15 protein-coding genes are annotated in these 13066 nt (G+C 65.8%); 11 read left to right on the top strand and 4 right to left on the bottom strand.

What is annotated here, in order from left to right; translation table 11 throughout:
- Nucleotides 1–145 precede the first annotated feature (145 nt).
- From dinG to IB243_RS10570, 7 genes are all read left to right on the top strand, one after another.
- On the top strand, nucleotides 146–2320 hold the full coding sequence (gene dinG / locus IB243_RS10600; RefSeq protein ID WP_192426856.1) for an ATP-dependent DNA helicase DinG: 2175 nt from the start codon (nucleotides 146–148) through the stop codon (nucleotides 2318–2320).
- A 50-nt stretch (nucleotides 2321–2370) separates the two neighbouring features.
- Complete coding sequence (locus IB243_RS10595; protein WP_192426855.1) at nucleotides 2371–2727, top strand: zinc ribbon domain-containing protein YjdM; 357 nt, start codon at nucleotides 2371–2373, stop codon at nucleotides 2725–2727.
- Nucleotide 2728: 1 nt separating this feature from the next.
- The gene (locus tag IB243_RS10590; protein WP_192426854.1) at nucleotides 2729–3109 is read left to right on the top strand and encodes a nuclear transport factor 2 family protein; all 381 of its coding nucleotides are present in this window, start codon (nucleotides 2729–2731) and stop codon (nucleotides 3107–3109) included.
- 119 nt (nucleotides 3110–3228) lie between these two features.
- Entirely contained in the window at nucleotides 3229–3732 is a 504-nt protein-coding gene (locus IB243_RS10585; protein ID WP_010464975.1) for a pyridoxamine 5'-phosphate oxidase family protein, read from the top strand.
- Nucleotides 3733–4009: 277 nt separating this feature from the next.
- Entirely contained in the window at nucleotides 4010–4435 is a 426-nt protein-coding gene (locus IB243_RS10580) for a CopG family transcriptional regulator (protein ID WP_192426853.1), read from the top strand.
- Nucleotides 4436–4494: 59 nt separating this feature from the next.
- Nucleotides 4495–5766 carry a PHB depolymerase family esterase gene (locus IB243_RS10575; RefSeq protein WP_192426852.1) on the top strand — a complete coding sequence of 424 codons (1272 nt, stop codon included), beginning with the start codon at nucleotides 4495–4497 and terminating at the stop codon, nucleotides 5764–5766.
- A 134-nt stretch (nucleotides 5767–5900) separates the two neighbouring features.
- A complete protein-coding gene (locus tag IB243_RS10570) occupies nucleotides 5901–6668 on the top strand; it encodes a hypothetical protein (RefSeq protein WP_370540336.1) in 768 nt (255 codons plus the stop codon).
- A 180-nt stretch (nucleotides 6669–6848) separates the two neighbouring features.
- Here the strand turns inward: IB243_RS10570 and IB243_RS10565 are convergent, their stop codons facing one another.
- The 4 genes from IB243_RS10565 to IB243_RS10550 all read right to left on the bottom strand — a co-directional run bounded on the left by IB243_RS10565 (nucleotide 6849) and on the right by IB243_RS10550 (nucleotide 10625).
- Nucleotides 6849–7133 (bottom strand): hypothetical protein, encoded by a 285-nt coding sequence (locus tag IB243_RS10565; protein ID WP_192426850.1) that lies wholly within the window; start codon nucleotides 7131–7133, stop codon nucleotides 6849–6851.
- A gap of 186 nt (nucleotides 7134–7319) precedes the next feature.
- Complete coding sequence (locus IB243_RS10560; RefSeq protein WP_192426849.1) at nucleotides 7320–8351, bottom strand: M28 family peptidase; 1032 nt, start codon at nucleotides 8349–8351, stop codon at nucleotides 7320–7322.
- 56 nt (nucleotides 8352–8407) lie between these two features.
- Nucleotides 8408–9835, bottom strand: a complete 1428-nt coding sequence (locus IB243_RS10555; protein ID WP_192426847.1) for a serine hydrolase — start codon at nucleotides 9833–9835, stop codon at nucleotides 8408–8410.
- A 169-nt stretch (nucleotides 9836–10004) separates the two neighbouring features.
- The gene (locus tag IB243_RS10550; RefSeq protein ID WP_192426845.1) at nucleotides 10005–10625 is read right to left on the bottom strand and encodes a LysE/ArgO family amino acid transporter; all 621 of its coding nucleotides are present in this window, start codon (nucleotides 10623–10625) and stop codon (nucleotides 10005–10007) included.
- A 177-nt stretch (nucleotides 10626–10802) separates the two neighbouring features.
- Between IB243_RS10550 and IB243_RS10545 the strand changes: the two genes are divergently transcribed.
- The 4 genes from IB243_RS10545 (at nucleotide 10803) to IB243_RS10530 (ending at nucleotide 13059) form a co-directional block, all read left to right on the top strand.
- Nucleotides 10803–11414: a PolC-type DNA polymerase III gene (locus IB243_RS10545; protein WP_192426843.1), complete on the top strand. Its 612-nt coding sequence runs from the start codon at nucleotides 10803–10805 to the stop codon at nucleotides 11412–11414.
- A gap of 200 nt (nucleotides 11415–11614) precedes the next feature.
- Nucleotides 11615–12196 carry an NnrU family protein gene (locus tag IB243_RS10540; RefSeq protein ID WP_192427416.1) on the top strand — a complete coding sequence of 194 codons (582 nt, stop codon included), beginning with the start codon at nucleotides 11615–11617 and terminating at the stop codon, nucleotides 12194–12196.
- Nucleotides 12197–12303: 107 nt separating this feature from the next.
- Nucleotides 12304–12561, top strand: a complete 258-nt coding sequence (locus tag IB243_RS10535) for a DUF3297 family protein (RefSeq protein WP_192426841.1) — start codon at nucleotides 12304–12306, stop codon at nucleotides 12559–12561.
- A 3-nt stretch (nucleotides 12562–12564) separates the two neighbouring features.
- Nucleotides 12565–13059, top strand: coding sequence for a ribonuclease HI family protein (locus IB243_RS10530; RefSeq protein WP_192426839.1), 495 nt, complete (start codon nucleotides 12565–12567; stop codon nucleotides 13057–13059).
- Nucleotides 13060–13066 lie beyond the last annotated feature (7 nt).

The following is a 13066-nucleotide window of genomic DNA, read 5'->3' as shown; positions in this document are numbered from 1 at the left end:
ATCCCCCCGCATATCCCCCCCGCATCATTGCTCTCCTGTAGCTATGCGGGGATTTTCTTTCATGGCTACCGTGGGGGTCCAGTCTGTCCATCCGCCACAAGGCATGGCCAGGCCCCATCCCTTCATTGGCATGCGACACTACTGTATGTCTCAACAGGTGTGGGCCGCGCAGGCCCTTGAATCTTTCGATGCGGTGGTGTCGGCCACCGAGGGTTTTCGCAGCCGCGCCGGCCAGCGGCTGATGGCCGAGCAGGTGGCGCACACGTTCAGCAGCGCCACGCTGGGCAAGGTGGATGAGGAGGGCGGCGAGGCGGCACCCACGCGCTCCATCGCCGTCATCCAGGCGGGCACGGGTGTGGGCAAGTCGCTGGCGTATTGCGCACCCGCCATTGCGCTGGCGCTGTCGCGCGGCACGCGGGTGTTGATCTCCACCGCCACCGTGGCGTTGCAAGAGCAACTGGTCAACAAGGACCTGCCCGCGCTGGCGGCGCTGCTGCCGCAGCCCTTCAAATTTGCGCTGGCCAAGGGGCGCGGGCGCTATGTGTGCAAGCTCAAGCTCGACCGGCTGGCGGGCACGGGAGAGGCCGAAGAAGAGGGCGACGACGACCTGTTTGCCGAGGAGGAAGCCGCCGCCCGCGCCAAGCGCCCCCGGCACGAGACCGAGGCGCGCATCCAGTTTTATTCAACGATGGCGCAGACCCTGTCGAAGGGCGGCTGGGATGGTGACCGCGACAGCCTGGACACGCCCCCCGAGCCCGAGGTGTGGAGCCCCGTGGCGGCCGAGGGCGCCTCGTGCACCGGCAAACATTGCCCGGCCTTCAGCCAGTGCACCTACTACGACAAGCGCAAGGAGCTGGTGGGTGCGCAGGTGATTGTGGCCAACCACGATTTGCTGCTGTCGTCGCTGGGCGCGCGCGTGTTGCCGGAGCTGGACAACTGCCTGCTGGTGCTGGACGAAGCCCACCACCTGCCCGCCACGGCGCTCGACCAGTTTGCCTGCAGCATGGATCTCTCGCGCATCACGTGGATCGAGCGGCTGTCGAGCCGGGGCCTGCGCATTGGGGCACTGCTGGAGGTCGAAGAGATTGCCGACATCCCCAAGCACGCGGCCCAGTTGCGGCAGACGCTGCAGGACCTGGCCCGCATCGTGATGGATGTGTACGGCCCCGCGCTCAAAAGCCAGAAGGACACCTGGGGCCCGGCGCGCGTGCGGGTGCCACGCGGTGAATTGCCCGAGCAATTGGTTGCGCCGCTGGGCCTGCTGGCCGCGAGTGCCGATGGTTTCCTGGAAGCGCTGCGCGCCATCAGCAAGGCCCTGCGCGCCGAGATGCGCGACAAGCCTGAGGAGGCCAAGCGCCTGTCCACACTGTACGCGCAGATCGGCATGCTGGCGCCGCGCCTGGAAGAGCTGCACGCCACCGCGCAACTGCTGCTGCAGGATGCGCCCCAAGGCGCCGACCGCAGCTTTGTGCCCGCCGCCAAGTGGTTCACGCTGGAGGTGGATGGCGACTTCATCGTGGTCAAGGCGCACGCCAGCCCCATCCTGCCCGGCACCACGCTGCGCAACCACCTGTGGAGCGCGGTGCGCGGCGCAGTGCTGACATCGGCCACACTGACCAGCTGCGGCAATTTCGATTTCTTTTTGCGCGAGGCCGGCCTGCATGGCGACGAGTCCACCACCACGCTGGAGGTGGCCAGCCCCTTCAACTACGCCGCACAGGGCACGCTGATTGCCGCCGAGACACGCGCCGACCCCAAGAACGCCGCGCAGTTCACGGCCGAGATGGTCGATGCGCTGCTGCACGACATTGCGCGCGTGGAATACGGCGCGCTGGTGCTGTTCACCTCACGCGAACAGATGCGCCAGGCCGTGGACGCGCTGCCCACCGCCATGCGCAGCGTGGTGCTGGTGCAGAACGCGCTGCCGCGCACGCAGCTGCTCAAGCGCCACCGCGAGCGCGTGGAGAACGGCGAGCCATCGGTCATCTTTGGCATGCAGTCGTTTGGCGAGGGGCTGGACCTGCCCGGGCGCCTGTGCGAGTCGGTGTTCATCACCAAGCTACCCTTTGCCCCGCCCGACGACCCGGTGGGCGAGGCCCGCGCCGAATGGCTGCGCGCCGTGGGGCGCGACCCGTTCAGCGAACTGGTGGTGCCCGCCACTGCCATCCGCCTGGCGCAATGGGTGGGCCGTGCGATCCGCACCGAAGAGGACCAGGCGCACGTGTATTGCTACGACAAGCGGCTGACGCGCACCAGTTACGGCCAGCGGCTGCTCAAGGGCCTGCCGCCGTTTGCGCTGGAGCAACGCGCGCCGCTGTAGCCGCTGTAAAGTCGCCAGCCTTTTCGCCCACTACGACCAGAAAGAAACCCATGCCAAACACCGTGCCTGCCTGCCCCCAATGTGGCCAGGAGAACACCTACCCCGACGGCAGCAACTACATGTGCCCCGACTGCGCGTTTGAATGGCCGCAGGCGGCGGACGCTTTGGAGGCCGACGCCGATGCAGGCGACGGCATCGTGCGCGATGCGAATGGCAACCCCCTGGCCGACGGCGACGCCGTGATCCTGGTGAAGGACCTCAAGGTCAAGGGTTCGTCGTCCACGCTCAAGAAAGGCACCAAGATCAAAAGCATCCGCCTGGTCGACGGCGCCGACGGCCACAACGTGGACTGCAAGACCGACCTGGGGAGCATGTTGCTGAAGTCGGAGTTTTTGAAGAAGGCGTGACATGCCCTCCCGGCAAACCATTGACCGATTCATTGCGCTGGTGGAGTCCGGCGCGGGGCTGGATCCGATCGAGCAGTTCTACACGGACGATGCATCGATGCAGGAGAACCAGCACCCGCCACGCATTGGCAAGGCCGCGTTGCTGGCCCACGAAGCCAGGGCCCTGGCGGGCGTGGCCCGGGTTCAAGCCACCGCCGTCCGGCCGGTGCTGGTGGAAGGCACGACCGTGGTCATCCGCTGGGTCTTTGACATCACCCGCCGGGATGGCCTCCACACGCGCTTGGAAGAACTGGCCTACCAGCGCTGGCAGGGCGAACTGATTGCACAGGAGCAGTTCTTCTACGACCCGGCGCAATTGGCAGCTGTGGCCCCGGCCATGTGAGACAAATGCCCACGCCCCCGCGAGCGTGGGGCTGACAGGAGGAGCGCGGAGGGCTGCCTAAAGTGAATGGACTGACCTGAACTGTTTCATCCACCCGCCATTCGCCGCCCGGAGACCCTATGCAACACCATACCCCCGCCCACGAAACCTTGTGGAAACTCATCAAGGACATCCGGTTTGGCATGCTCACGCACCGCACCTCCACGGGCATGCTGCACGCGCACCCGCTCACCACGCAAAACCGGCAGTTCGACGAAAACAACGAGTTGTATTTCTTCATCACCAAGTCTGGCGAACTGTATGAACGCCTGCTGACCGATGGCGAGGTCAATGTGTCGTATGCCAACCCGGACGACGACAGCTATGTGTCGCTGTCGGGCCAGGCCCGCGTGGTGGACGACCACGCGCAAAAGGAAGCCCTGTGGTCCCCCATGGCCAAGGCATGGTTCCCGGGCGGGGTGTCTGACCCCAACCTGGCATTGCTGGCGGTGCGCATTCGCCACGCCGAGTACTGGGATGTGGACCAAAGCAAGATGGTGCAGCTCTTCAAGATGGCCAAGGCTGCCATCACCGGCGAGCCACCGCGCAGCCTGGGCGAGCACAAGGAAGTGACCTTGTATTGAGCGGTGGGTGGTGCGCCCGGAGGGGCGGCATCCCCAAGGTGGGGCAGCCGCCCCTCCACCGCTGCCAGCAACAACGTTTGCCGCAGAATTTGAAGAAAAATAGGCTCTAGCGCTTTGGTGTAAAGCGCTGAGAGCTACATATTTCATAGCAAATCCCGCCAAAACCGTGGAGCCCCAGGGCTCCTTTTCTTTTGGCCACGGCACTTGAAACCTTGCACTGCGGCATCCAATTGCCATCCATACACCATCCATATGGATGTTTCATGGAGTTTCACTGATGAACAACATCGTTCCCATCGCCTCCCCGCGCAGCAAGGTGCCTGAGTCCGAGAAAGTCACCATCAACCTGGGTTTCGTGGACCTGGGGCACATCGATCTGCTGGTGTCGGAAGGTTTCTACGCCAACCGCACCGATTTCATCCGCACCGCCATCCGCAACCAGCTGACCGCCCAGAACGATGCCGTGCGCCAGGTGGTGGCCCGCAAGATGCTTGTGCTCGGGCTACAACGCTTTGGCCGGGCGGAGCTGGAGGCCGTCCAGGCGGCAGGCCAGGCGCTGGAGGTCCGCGTGCTGGGCCTGGCCAGCATCGACGACGACGTGCCGCCCGCACTGGCGCAGGCCACGATTGCCTCGGTGACGGTATTGGGCGCGTTCCATGCCAGTGCAGCGGTCAAAGCCGCCCTGGCAGGGCGCATGCATTGAACAACACCGACCCGGACCGCAGCGCGCCGCTGGCGCGCCCACCCACACAAGGAGTCCCCATGGACTGGAACCTCAACCTCAAGCGCCTGATGGGCGAAGCCACCCAGCTGGTGCGCAGCGGCCACCTGGCCGATGCAACCCGCGCCATCCAGCAAACCCTGGGCGGGGCTGTGGCGCGCCACGGCAGCGCCCCGGCACCTGCCAGCGCAGGCGCCACACCCTTGCAAGCGCCTTCACCCGCAGCCGGAGATGTCTCACCCTGGCGCAGAACCACCGCCACAGAGGATGTGGAAGACGCCGTGGTCATCGACCGCAGCGCCCCACCACCCCAGGCCGAAGCCCAGGCACCCACCACATCCCGCCCCGCGGCCAACCACCACCCGCAGGCGGAGCCGCCCGGAAGCTTCACCCGCGTTGCGTTTGCTCACCCCGGCCTGCGGCACCACCCGCACCACTACCACCTGTACGTGCCCCCAGGCGCCACGGCCGACACCCCCATGCCCCTGGTGCTGATGCTGCACGGCTGCACGCAGAACCCCGTGGACTTTGCCACCGGCACGGGCATGAATGACGCAGCCGTCCCCGCCAACGCACTGGTGCTGTACCCCGAGCAGCCCCACAGCGCCAACCCCAACGGCTGCTGGAACTGGTTTCGCCCCGGCGACCAGCACCGGGACGGCGGTGAGCCCGCCTTGCTGGTGGCCATGGTGCGCGACGTGATGGCGCGCCACCCCGTCGATGCGCAACGCGTCTACGTGGCAGGCCTGTCGGCCGGCGGCGCCATGGCCGCACTGCTGGGCCGCGAATACCCCGACGTGTTTGCGGCCGTGGGCGTGCACTCCGGCCTGCAGGCAGGTGCGGCGCACAACGTGATGGGCGCGCTGTCGGCGATGAAAAATGGGGCCAAACCAGGGGCTTTCGACCATTCCGCCGCGGGTATTGCCAGCGTCCCTGTGCTTGTACCGCCACCCCTCATCGTGTTCCATGGCGATGCAGACCCTACCGTGCATGCACACAACGGTGAACAGCTGATCGAGGCTATGCTCTCGGCCCTCGCCACGGCCCCGGGCGGCGGGCAGACCACGGTGGAGACGGTGCACAAGGGCCGGTCCACCAGCGGGCAGGGCTACACACGCAAGGTGTATGCGCTGGCGGGCGGCCCCTCCGCAGCCAACGCACTGCCCAGCCCGGTCGTAGCAGAACACTGGGTGCTGCACGGCGCAGGGCACGCCTGGGCCGGTGGGCACGCGGGCGGCAGCCACACCGACCCCCGCGGTGTGGGCGCCACGCAGGAGATGCTGCGGTTTTTTCTGGAGCATCCCAGGGGCTGACACCACCGCGTCGGGACGACCCGAGCCCGGCACATCCACGCCCCACCATAATTCGCCCGGGAGCTGCGCCACCCCACACAGACCAACACCCAGGCGCAGCAGAAACAGCAGCTGCAATGCGGGAGGGAATTCACGTGGAGAACGTTTACATCACCGTCGCGGGCCTGGTGGCCATCGGGTTGATCTTCTACGCCGTGCGGCGTGCCAAGCGCCAGGACAATACGCAGACCAACCTGCGGATCACCGCAATCACCATTTCGCCGCCGCCGGGCAGCGTGCTGCAGGCCAACGCCCCCATCACCGTGACCATGGACTACCACTACAGCGCCCCTCGGGAGCCGCTGTACGCCTGGGTAAAGATCCTGGACACCACCTACGACTCCATCTACGAGGGCTCGCGCGACTGCCTGAGCCCCGGCACCGGGCGCGTCAGCCGCTCAGTGCACCTCACGCAGGCCGGAAACGTGCGCGAGCTGTTCATCGTGGTCAAGAACCAGGACTTCGTGGAGGTGTTCAACCAGGCCATTGCCGTGGACTTCACCTATGAAGAGGCCGTGTTGGAGGAGGCGCAGAAGAATGACGGCACAGGGTCTGAGATCACCGGCATCCGGCTGTCCATTCCATCCCCCGCCACGGTCAAGGCAGGCACCCGCATCGATGTCGACGTCGAGTACGACATCAACGCAGTGGAAGGCCTGGACATCTGGGTCATCCCTGAAACGCAGGCCAACATGACCTACGAAGGCACCACGGGTCGGCAGGTCGAAACGGGGGTCGTGCACAAGCACTTCACCATCATCGACCCCTGCACCGTCAACAGCCTCAGGCTGTTGATGAAAAATGCCTCCAGCCAGACGGTGTACGAGCGCCGCATGCCGGTGGACTACACCTTCACGGCGTAGGCTCTCCAAGAAGGCCCGCGTTCCACTGCTGCAAGGCCGCGTGGCCTGAACAATCCACCCCCGGAATGAACGGGGACGCCGCTACGCCACCCACCCTTCCGCAGGGACCAGCCCCTCCGTCCACCAAGTCCAGCCGCTTCATCGCTGGCAGGAAGACCGGCGGTCTCTCGAAAGACTTTTTCAGTAGGTGACGGTGATGCCGGCGTCGCTGGCGCCGACCCTGACATGCTCGGATTCAAGATCCGTCTTGGGAACAGCCTTCGTCCCACCTGCGGAGACGGTGAACGGATTGCCGTAGCCGGCCGACCCTTTGATCGCGCTGCTGTAGTTTCCGGAGCCCGCCGGCTTCTGATAGTCGACATGCACGCTGGCCTTGGCACCCGGAGCGGCAATGCTCATGCCGGTGGAATTGCCGAGGTCGATTTCGCGGGTGGTGTCTTGGGCGACGGTGACGGTGGTAGCCATGTGGATCTCCTCAAAGATGAAGCTCGACGATGTGCCGGGCCGGGAGAGTCAATGTAGGCAGGAGAAGGCTGGCTGACGATTACAGGCCATTACAGGGCGCCGGAAAAAGACTCTTCGCACAAGAGGGTTTCGCCACGATATGCGATGGCCTCGGCCCACCCCGCGACTCGCTCAGTCTTTAGCGCGTCAGGGCTGCTGCGCGAGATCGCGCACAACACCTTCCAGCCCCTGAACCACGCGGGCCAGCCGGTCGAAATCCACCTTGTCCGGGGTGTCCTGGCGGGTGTGATAGTGCGGATAGCGATAGGGGGCGGTGTCGGTCACCATCAACGCGGGATAGCCTTCGTCGAGGTAGGCAGCGTGGTCTGAATAATCCACCCCCGGGATGCGCCTGGGCGCCGCAATGCCCTCGGACGGAAACACAGCGTGGGACCGAAAAGACCGGACCACTTTGCGGACCAGCCCCAGGTCGCCAGGGGTGGCCACAAAGGCAATGAAGTCGCCCTGCGTGGGGTAGAACTGGTTCAGGGGCCAAGGGTACTTTTGGGACCCGGCAACGTCCGAAAAAAAGCCCATGGTCTCCAACGAAAGCATCGCCGTCACGGCCACGCCCCGGGCCTTCAGCGCCTTGGCATGCACATGGCTGCCCATCAGCGAGGTTTTGAAATAGGGCGGCTCCTCGTTGGTGTAGAGCACCAACATCACATCCGACTGCGCCGTGGCACCCAGGGGCTTGAGGCTTTTGGCCAGCGCCAGCACCGCTGCGGCGCCCGTGGCATTGTCGTTGGCGCCTGGCGTCTCGTGCGCCGAGTCGTAGTGGGCGCCCACCACAATCACGCGCTGGCCAGGCGTGCTTTGGCTAGGGACGGTCACCTCCAGATTGCGCACCTTCACGCCCAACGCCTGGAACTCCTGGCGCCGGACCTGGTAGCCGTAAGACGCCAGTTCCGACTCCAGATAGTTTGCAGCGGCTTCGAGGGCTGCCGGATGCCGGACGTTGTGCTCCTGCGCTGCAATGGTGTTGACATGCCGGCGCAACTCCTGCGCCAGCGTCTGCTGGTCCGCGCTGGCAGCCGGAAGCGCGCCACGGTATGAGCTGCCAGGCATGGTGGTGAGCACCAGGATGGCGGCCAGGAGCAGGCCGAACACGGCGGCGAGGGCCCCGGTGATGCGCAGGAGGCTCCGACCCAAACGCACGGCGAGCTGTGGAGTTTTCATGGCTGCTGTATTAGCCGGCACTGCGCGCCCATTGCGCATGCGCGGGGGCGCATCGCTCATTGTGGCGAGGCACTGCGCCCCGGGCGCGTCTTGCTCTTGCGATAGCGCTGGGTGGCCTCTGCCAGCATCGCGTCCTTGGGCAGAAGCTTGGAGCCGCCCACCCACAGTTCGGTCGGCACGCCGTGGGCATCGCGCACGCGGCGCACCGCCTGGCCCGGGCTGGCGTAGGCCGAGGCTTTCTGGATGATCGCGGCGTCGCGCCCCGTGACGGCCAGTTCGGTCATTCCTTCGTGGAACGGCACGAACATCGCTGGCACCACCTGGCAGACCACATTGCCCATGGGCACCAGATCGCTGGCGCCCCACAGACTCCACCAGCGCCCCGCCCAGGCAGCCTCTTTTTTGGCAGGCGCGCCGTGCTGCTGGAACGCAAACAGGATGCTGGAAATGCCGTCCACCCACTCGGTGGACAAGCCATCCTGCGCGTTGGTCAGCGCGGTCACCGTCAGGTCCAGCGCGGGGTAGCGCGCCGTGCGCGACAGAAACCCCTGCAGCCCGCCGGTGTGCCCCATCCATTCACGCGGGCCCGGCGCGCTGAGCATGGTGCCCAGCCCGTAGTGGGACTCGAACACGTTGCAGGGGTCGCGCCAGCGGCGCTGCGCCATCTCGCGGCGGCTGGCGGGCGAAAGGATGCTGCGCTTGCTGTCTGGCGCCAGCTGCGAAAAGAAGCGGGCCACATCCGACGCGGTGGACACAAACCCGGCCGCCGGGGCCATGGCGTCGCACACGTTGTCGCCAGGCACGATCAGGCGCTGGCCGAACGGAAACTCACTGCTGTGGCCCACCGCCATCGGGGCGCCCCGCGCAAGGCGCGGCATGTCGGGCACCGTTTCCTGCAAGCCTGCAGCATCAATCACATGGCGCACCATCCAGCTCGCGTACTCCGTGCCCGTGACCTGCTCCATCATCAGCCCGAGCAGGCCATAGCCGTGGTTGGAATATTTGAGCTGCACCCCCGCCTCCAGCGGTGGCTTGTCGCGCAGGTCCGCCAGCAGTTCTGCACGGGAGAGAAAGGCCCGCCGGTCCAGGAACTGGCCCGCATCGGGGCCGTCGCGCGTGACGCCTGCGGCGTGCGACAGCAGCTCGCCAATGCGCGCCCGGGCCAGGTCCTTGTGCAGGCCATCGACATAGCGGCCAATGGGATCGTCCAGGCCGATTTTTCCTTGCTCGCGCAGCAGCATGACCCCAGTGGCCGTGAAGCTCTTGGAGTGCGACGCGATGCGCAGGCGGTGCCGGGGCGTGAGGGGTTTGCCAGTCCGCATATCGGCCACGCCCAGCGCCAGCTCTGCCAGGGTCTCGCCGCCGCGTGCGATGGCCACGGAACACCCGGGCTGGCGGAAGCGCTCCAGCTGGAGGCCCAGCCATTGCGGCACATAGTCCAGTGCCGCCTTGAGCCAGGCTGAATCGGTACCGTTCTTCTTCATGCGTTGCTCCGCTCGATCCGTCGAGAAAAAGGGATGGGCAGTGTAGGGCACGCGTTCCCGCAGGGCTGCCGCACACGGGCCAGGCCCACCGGGCATCGGCCGACGCCGAGATGCCCAACGCCGCGCGACCACAGACCACAGGGAATCATGCGGGCCATCCCCAGGTGTTTCACCACAGATCCCAGGACATCCAGAGGGCCATCCCCCACATCGCCAGGGCAATGCTGGCATCCAACGCTCGGCATGCGCTGGAGGCCCCCATGAATCGCTGCGCTTTGCGTGCGCCCAAAACCCATACCGAAAACCACACCAGCGAGGCACTCACCGCGCCCGTGGCATAGCTCCAGTGGGTCTCTGCCGGCAGCGCTGCGCCCACTGCTCCGATGATCAGTACCGTGTCCAGCCAAGCCGCTGGATTGAGCAACGACACGAACAGAAGCTGGTGCAATCCGTGCGACCCCGAGGCCGCTGCGGCGACGTCATTCAATGACGCGGCAGGACAGGCACGCATGGCGTTGCGCACCGCCAACCCGCCGTGCAGGACCAAAAGCGCAATGCCAAGCACCTGCGCGGCCAACCGCAATGCAGGTTCCGCCTGGAGCGCAGCAGACAGCCCGAGAAGCCCCAGGGCAATCAGCACCGCATCGCTGCCGCAGCCCACAGCAATCAGCTGGGCCGGAGAGCGTCCACGCAGTGCTTCGCGAAGGATCAGGACATCCTTCGGGCCTGGGCAAATGAACACGCCCAAGCCAAGTACAAAGCCCTGCAACCAGGTAGAGAGGTCAATCATGTCGGCGCCTTACCGACAACCTCTCAAGCTGAACCGGACGATTTGAAGAGCGCAGATCATAAGGCCCTCGCGGCAAGGGCCCCGAGCCTGTCCTGTATCTTGGAGCCCTGGTTCCGACGAGAGGCGGCCCGACCCACACCGCGGACAATATGTCCCCCAAAGCCACGCGCCCCACCCATGCCCCCCATCGCCGTCATCGACTTTGAAACCACCGGCATCTCGCCTGGCCAGGGCGCACGCGCGACCGAGGTGGCGATCGTGCTGCTGGAAGAAGGGCAGGTGGTGGACCGGTTTCAAAGCCTCCTGAAAACTGGGGTATGGATCCCGTCCTTCATCACCCAGCTCACCGGCATCACGAACGCCATGGTGAACGCGGCGCCCGATGCGGCAGGGGTGATGCAGGACGCAGCGCGTTTTGTGGGCGGTGCGCCCATGGTGGCGCACAACGCGTCGTTTGACAGCAAGTTCTGGCAGGCCGAACTGGCCCTGGCGGGGCTGCCCGCGCCGCAGCCGTTTGCGTGCACCGTGCTGCTGTCACGGCGCCTGTACCCGCAGGCGCCCAGCCACAAACTCGGCACGCTGGTGGCCTACCACGGCCTGCCACGCACGGGGCAGGCCCACCGGGCGCTGGCCGATGCAGAGATGGCGGCGGCGCTGCTGGCACGCATGCAGCACGACCTGCGCACGCGCTGGCGGGTGGCGGAGCCCAGCTACGCGCTGCTGCAAACGCTGCAGCGATGCGCCAAGCCCAAGGTGGAGGCGCTGCTGGCGCAGCATGCGGTGGTGTGATGGAGGCCTGCCGTTGTCACGCAGGGCCAATCACTATCAAAATAATAGCTATCAGCGCTTGATAGACAAGCGCCGCCGGCATTTTTTGCTATTATTTTCCCGAAAAATCCCTGCATACTGATGCACAGGCACTGCGACCACCTTGCCGGGCAGATGCCAACGCAATCCGAAATATTCGATCCTCGATGAAAGGCTTTGCCATGTGGTTTCTGGTGCTTGGGCTGGTGTTGTTTCTGGGCGTGCACTCGGTGCGCATCGTGGCCGACGGCTGGCGCACGCAAACGCTGGCGCGCCTGGGCGAGGGGCCGTGGAAAGGGCTGTATTCGCTGGCATCAGCCGTGGGCCTGGCGCTCATCGTCTGGGGCTATGGCCTGGCGCGGCAGCAGCCCGTGGTGCTGTGGGTGCCACCCCTGGGCATGCGGCACGCCGCAGCGTTGCTGACGCTGATGGCCTTCGTCCTGCTGGCCGCCACCTATGTGCCGCGCAATGCCTTCAAGGCCCGGCTGCACCACCCCATGGTGCTGGGCGTGAAGGTGTGGGCGCTGGCGCATCTGCTGTCCAACGGCAACCTGGCCGATGTGCTGTTGTTTGGCAGTTTTTTGCTGTGGGCCGTGCTGAGCTTTCGCGCCGCACGTCAGCGCGACCGGATGCAGAACACCATCTACGCACCCGGCACAGCGGCGGGCACGGGCGTGGCTGTGGTGGTGGGGGCCTTGGCCTGGGCTGGCTTTGCGTTCTGGGCACATGCCTGGCTGATCGGCGTGGCCCCGATGGGGCGATAGGCACCTGTTCAAGGGGCATTGCGAGCCGCTGCGGCCCTAAATCCCGGAGAATCCGCGCTTTCCGTTTTTTTTCCTTTCCTCTTGCCTTTTCACACAGAGCCTTCTGCATGACCGACGCCACCACCTCCTCCACGCCACCACCCCTGCCCGACCATCTGTCGGTGGACCCCCGCAGCCCGCACCATGTGGCCGAGGTGTTCAAGCACGACATCGGCATCCGCTTCAACGGCAAGGACCGCAGCGATGTCGAGGAATACTGCGTCAGCGAAGGCTGGGTCAAGGTGCCTGCGGGCAAGACGGTGGACCGCAAGGGCCAGCCGCTGATGATCAAGCTCAAGGGCAAAGTAGAAGCGTTCTACAAATAAGCCGTGGCCGCTGAACCCGCCCACTGGGTCGTCCATTGCGACGGCAGTGCCGTGCCCAACCCGGGGCGTATGGGGCTGGGGGCGTTGCTGGTGGGGCCTGATGGGACCCCGCAGCACCGCATTTCCGAAGCCACCTCGTTCACCGGCTGCAACAACGAGGCCGAACTGCGCGCGCTGCTGCGGGCGCTGCAGTGGTTGGAGCAACAGGTGGTTGCGGCTTCGACCACAGTGCAGGTAATCAGCGACAGCAGCGTGCTGGTAGAACAACTGGGCGCCCCAGGACAGCGGCGCGCCCAGGCCGTGGCACCCATCGAGCGGCTGGCGCCGCTGTTTGACGAAGCACGCAGAACACTGGGGCAGTTTGCGCAGGTGGACCTGCAATGGGTGCCGCGCCACCACAATGGAGCGGCCGATGCACTGGCGCGTGCTGCGCTGGGGCTGGCGCCCAAAGTGGCCACCCCATCCGGGCAACTGGTCAAAAAGCGCAAGCGACGCTAGGCCAACC

It is taken from the genome of Acidovorax sp. ACV01 (genome assembly GCF_014851495.1).
Taxonomy (GTDB): domain Bacteria; phylum Pseudomonadota; class Gammaproteobacteria; order Burkholderiales; family Burkholderiaceae_C; genus Acidovorax; species Acidovorax radicis.
This window is presented reverse-complemented; position numbering and strand designations above follow the sequence as displayed.

Coding starts and splice junctions, on each gene's coding strand:
- dinG (WP_192426856.1), top strand. CDS start 146: ATGTCTCAACAGGTGTGGGCCGCGCAGGCCCTTGAATCTTTCGATGCG.
- IB243_RS10595 (WP_192426855.1), top strand. CDS start 2,371: ATGCCAAACACCGTGCCTGCCTGCCCCCAATGTGGCCAGGAGAACACC.
- IB243_RS10590 (WP_192426854.1), top strand. CDS start 2,729: ATGCCCTCCCGGCAAACCATTGACCGATTCATTGCGCTGGTGGAGTCC.
- IB243_RS10585 (WP_010464975.1), top strand. CDS start 3,229: ATGCAACACCATACCCCCGCCCACGAAACCTTGTGGAAACTCATCAAG.
- IB243_RS10580 (WP_192426853.1), top strand. CDS start 4,010: ATGAACAACATCGTTCCCATCGCCTCCCCGCGCAGCAAGGTGCCTGAG.
- IB243_RS10575 (WP_192426852.1), top strand. CDS start 4,495: ATGGACTGGAACCTCAACCTCAAGCGCCTGATGGGCGAAGCCACCCAG.
- IB243_RS10565 (WP_192426850.1), bottom strand. CDS start 7,133: ATGGCTACCACCGTCACCGTCGCCCAAGACACCACCCGCGAAATCGAC.
- IB243_RS10560 (WP_192426849.1), bottom strand. CDS start 8,351: ATGAAAACTCCACAGCTCGCCGTGCGTTTGGGTCGGAGCCTCCTGCGC.
- IB243_RS10555 (WP_192426847.1), bottom strand. CDS start 9,835: ATGAAGAAGAACGGTACCGATTCAGCCTGGCTCAAGGCGGCACTGGAC.
- IB243_RS10550 (WP_192426845.1), bottom strand. CDS start 10,625: ATGATTGACCTCTCTACCTGGTTGCAGGGCTTTGTACTTGGCTTGGGC.
- IB243_RS10545 (WP_192426843.1), top strand. CDS start 10,803: ATGCCCCCCATCGCCGTCATCGACTTTGAAACCACCGGCATCTCGCCT.
- IB243_RS10540 (WP_192427416.1), top strand. CDS start 11,615: ATGTGGTTTCTGGTGCTTGGGCTGGTGTTGTTTCTGGGCGTGCACTCG.
- IB243_RS10535 (WP_192426841.1), top strand. CDS start 12,304: ATGACCGACGCCACCACCTCCTCCACGCCACCACCCCTGCCCGACCAT.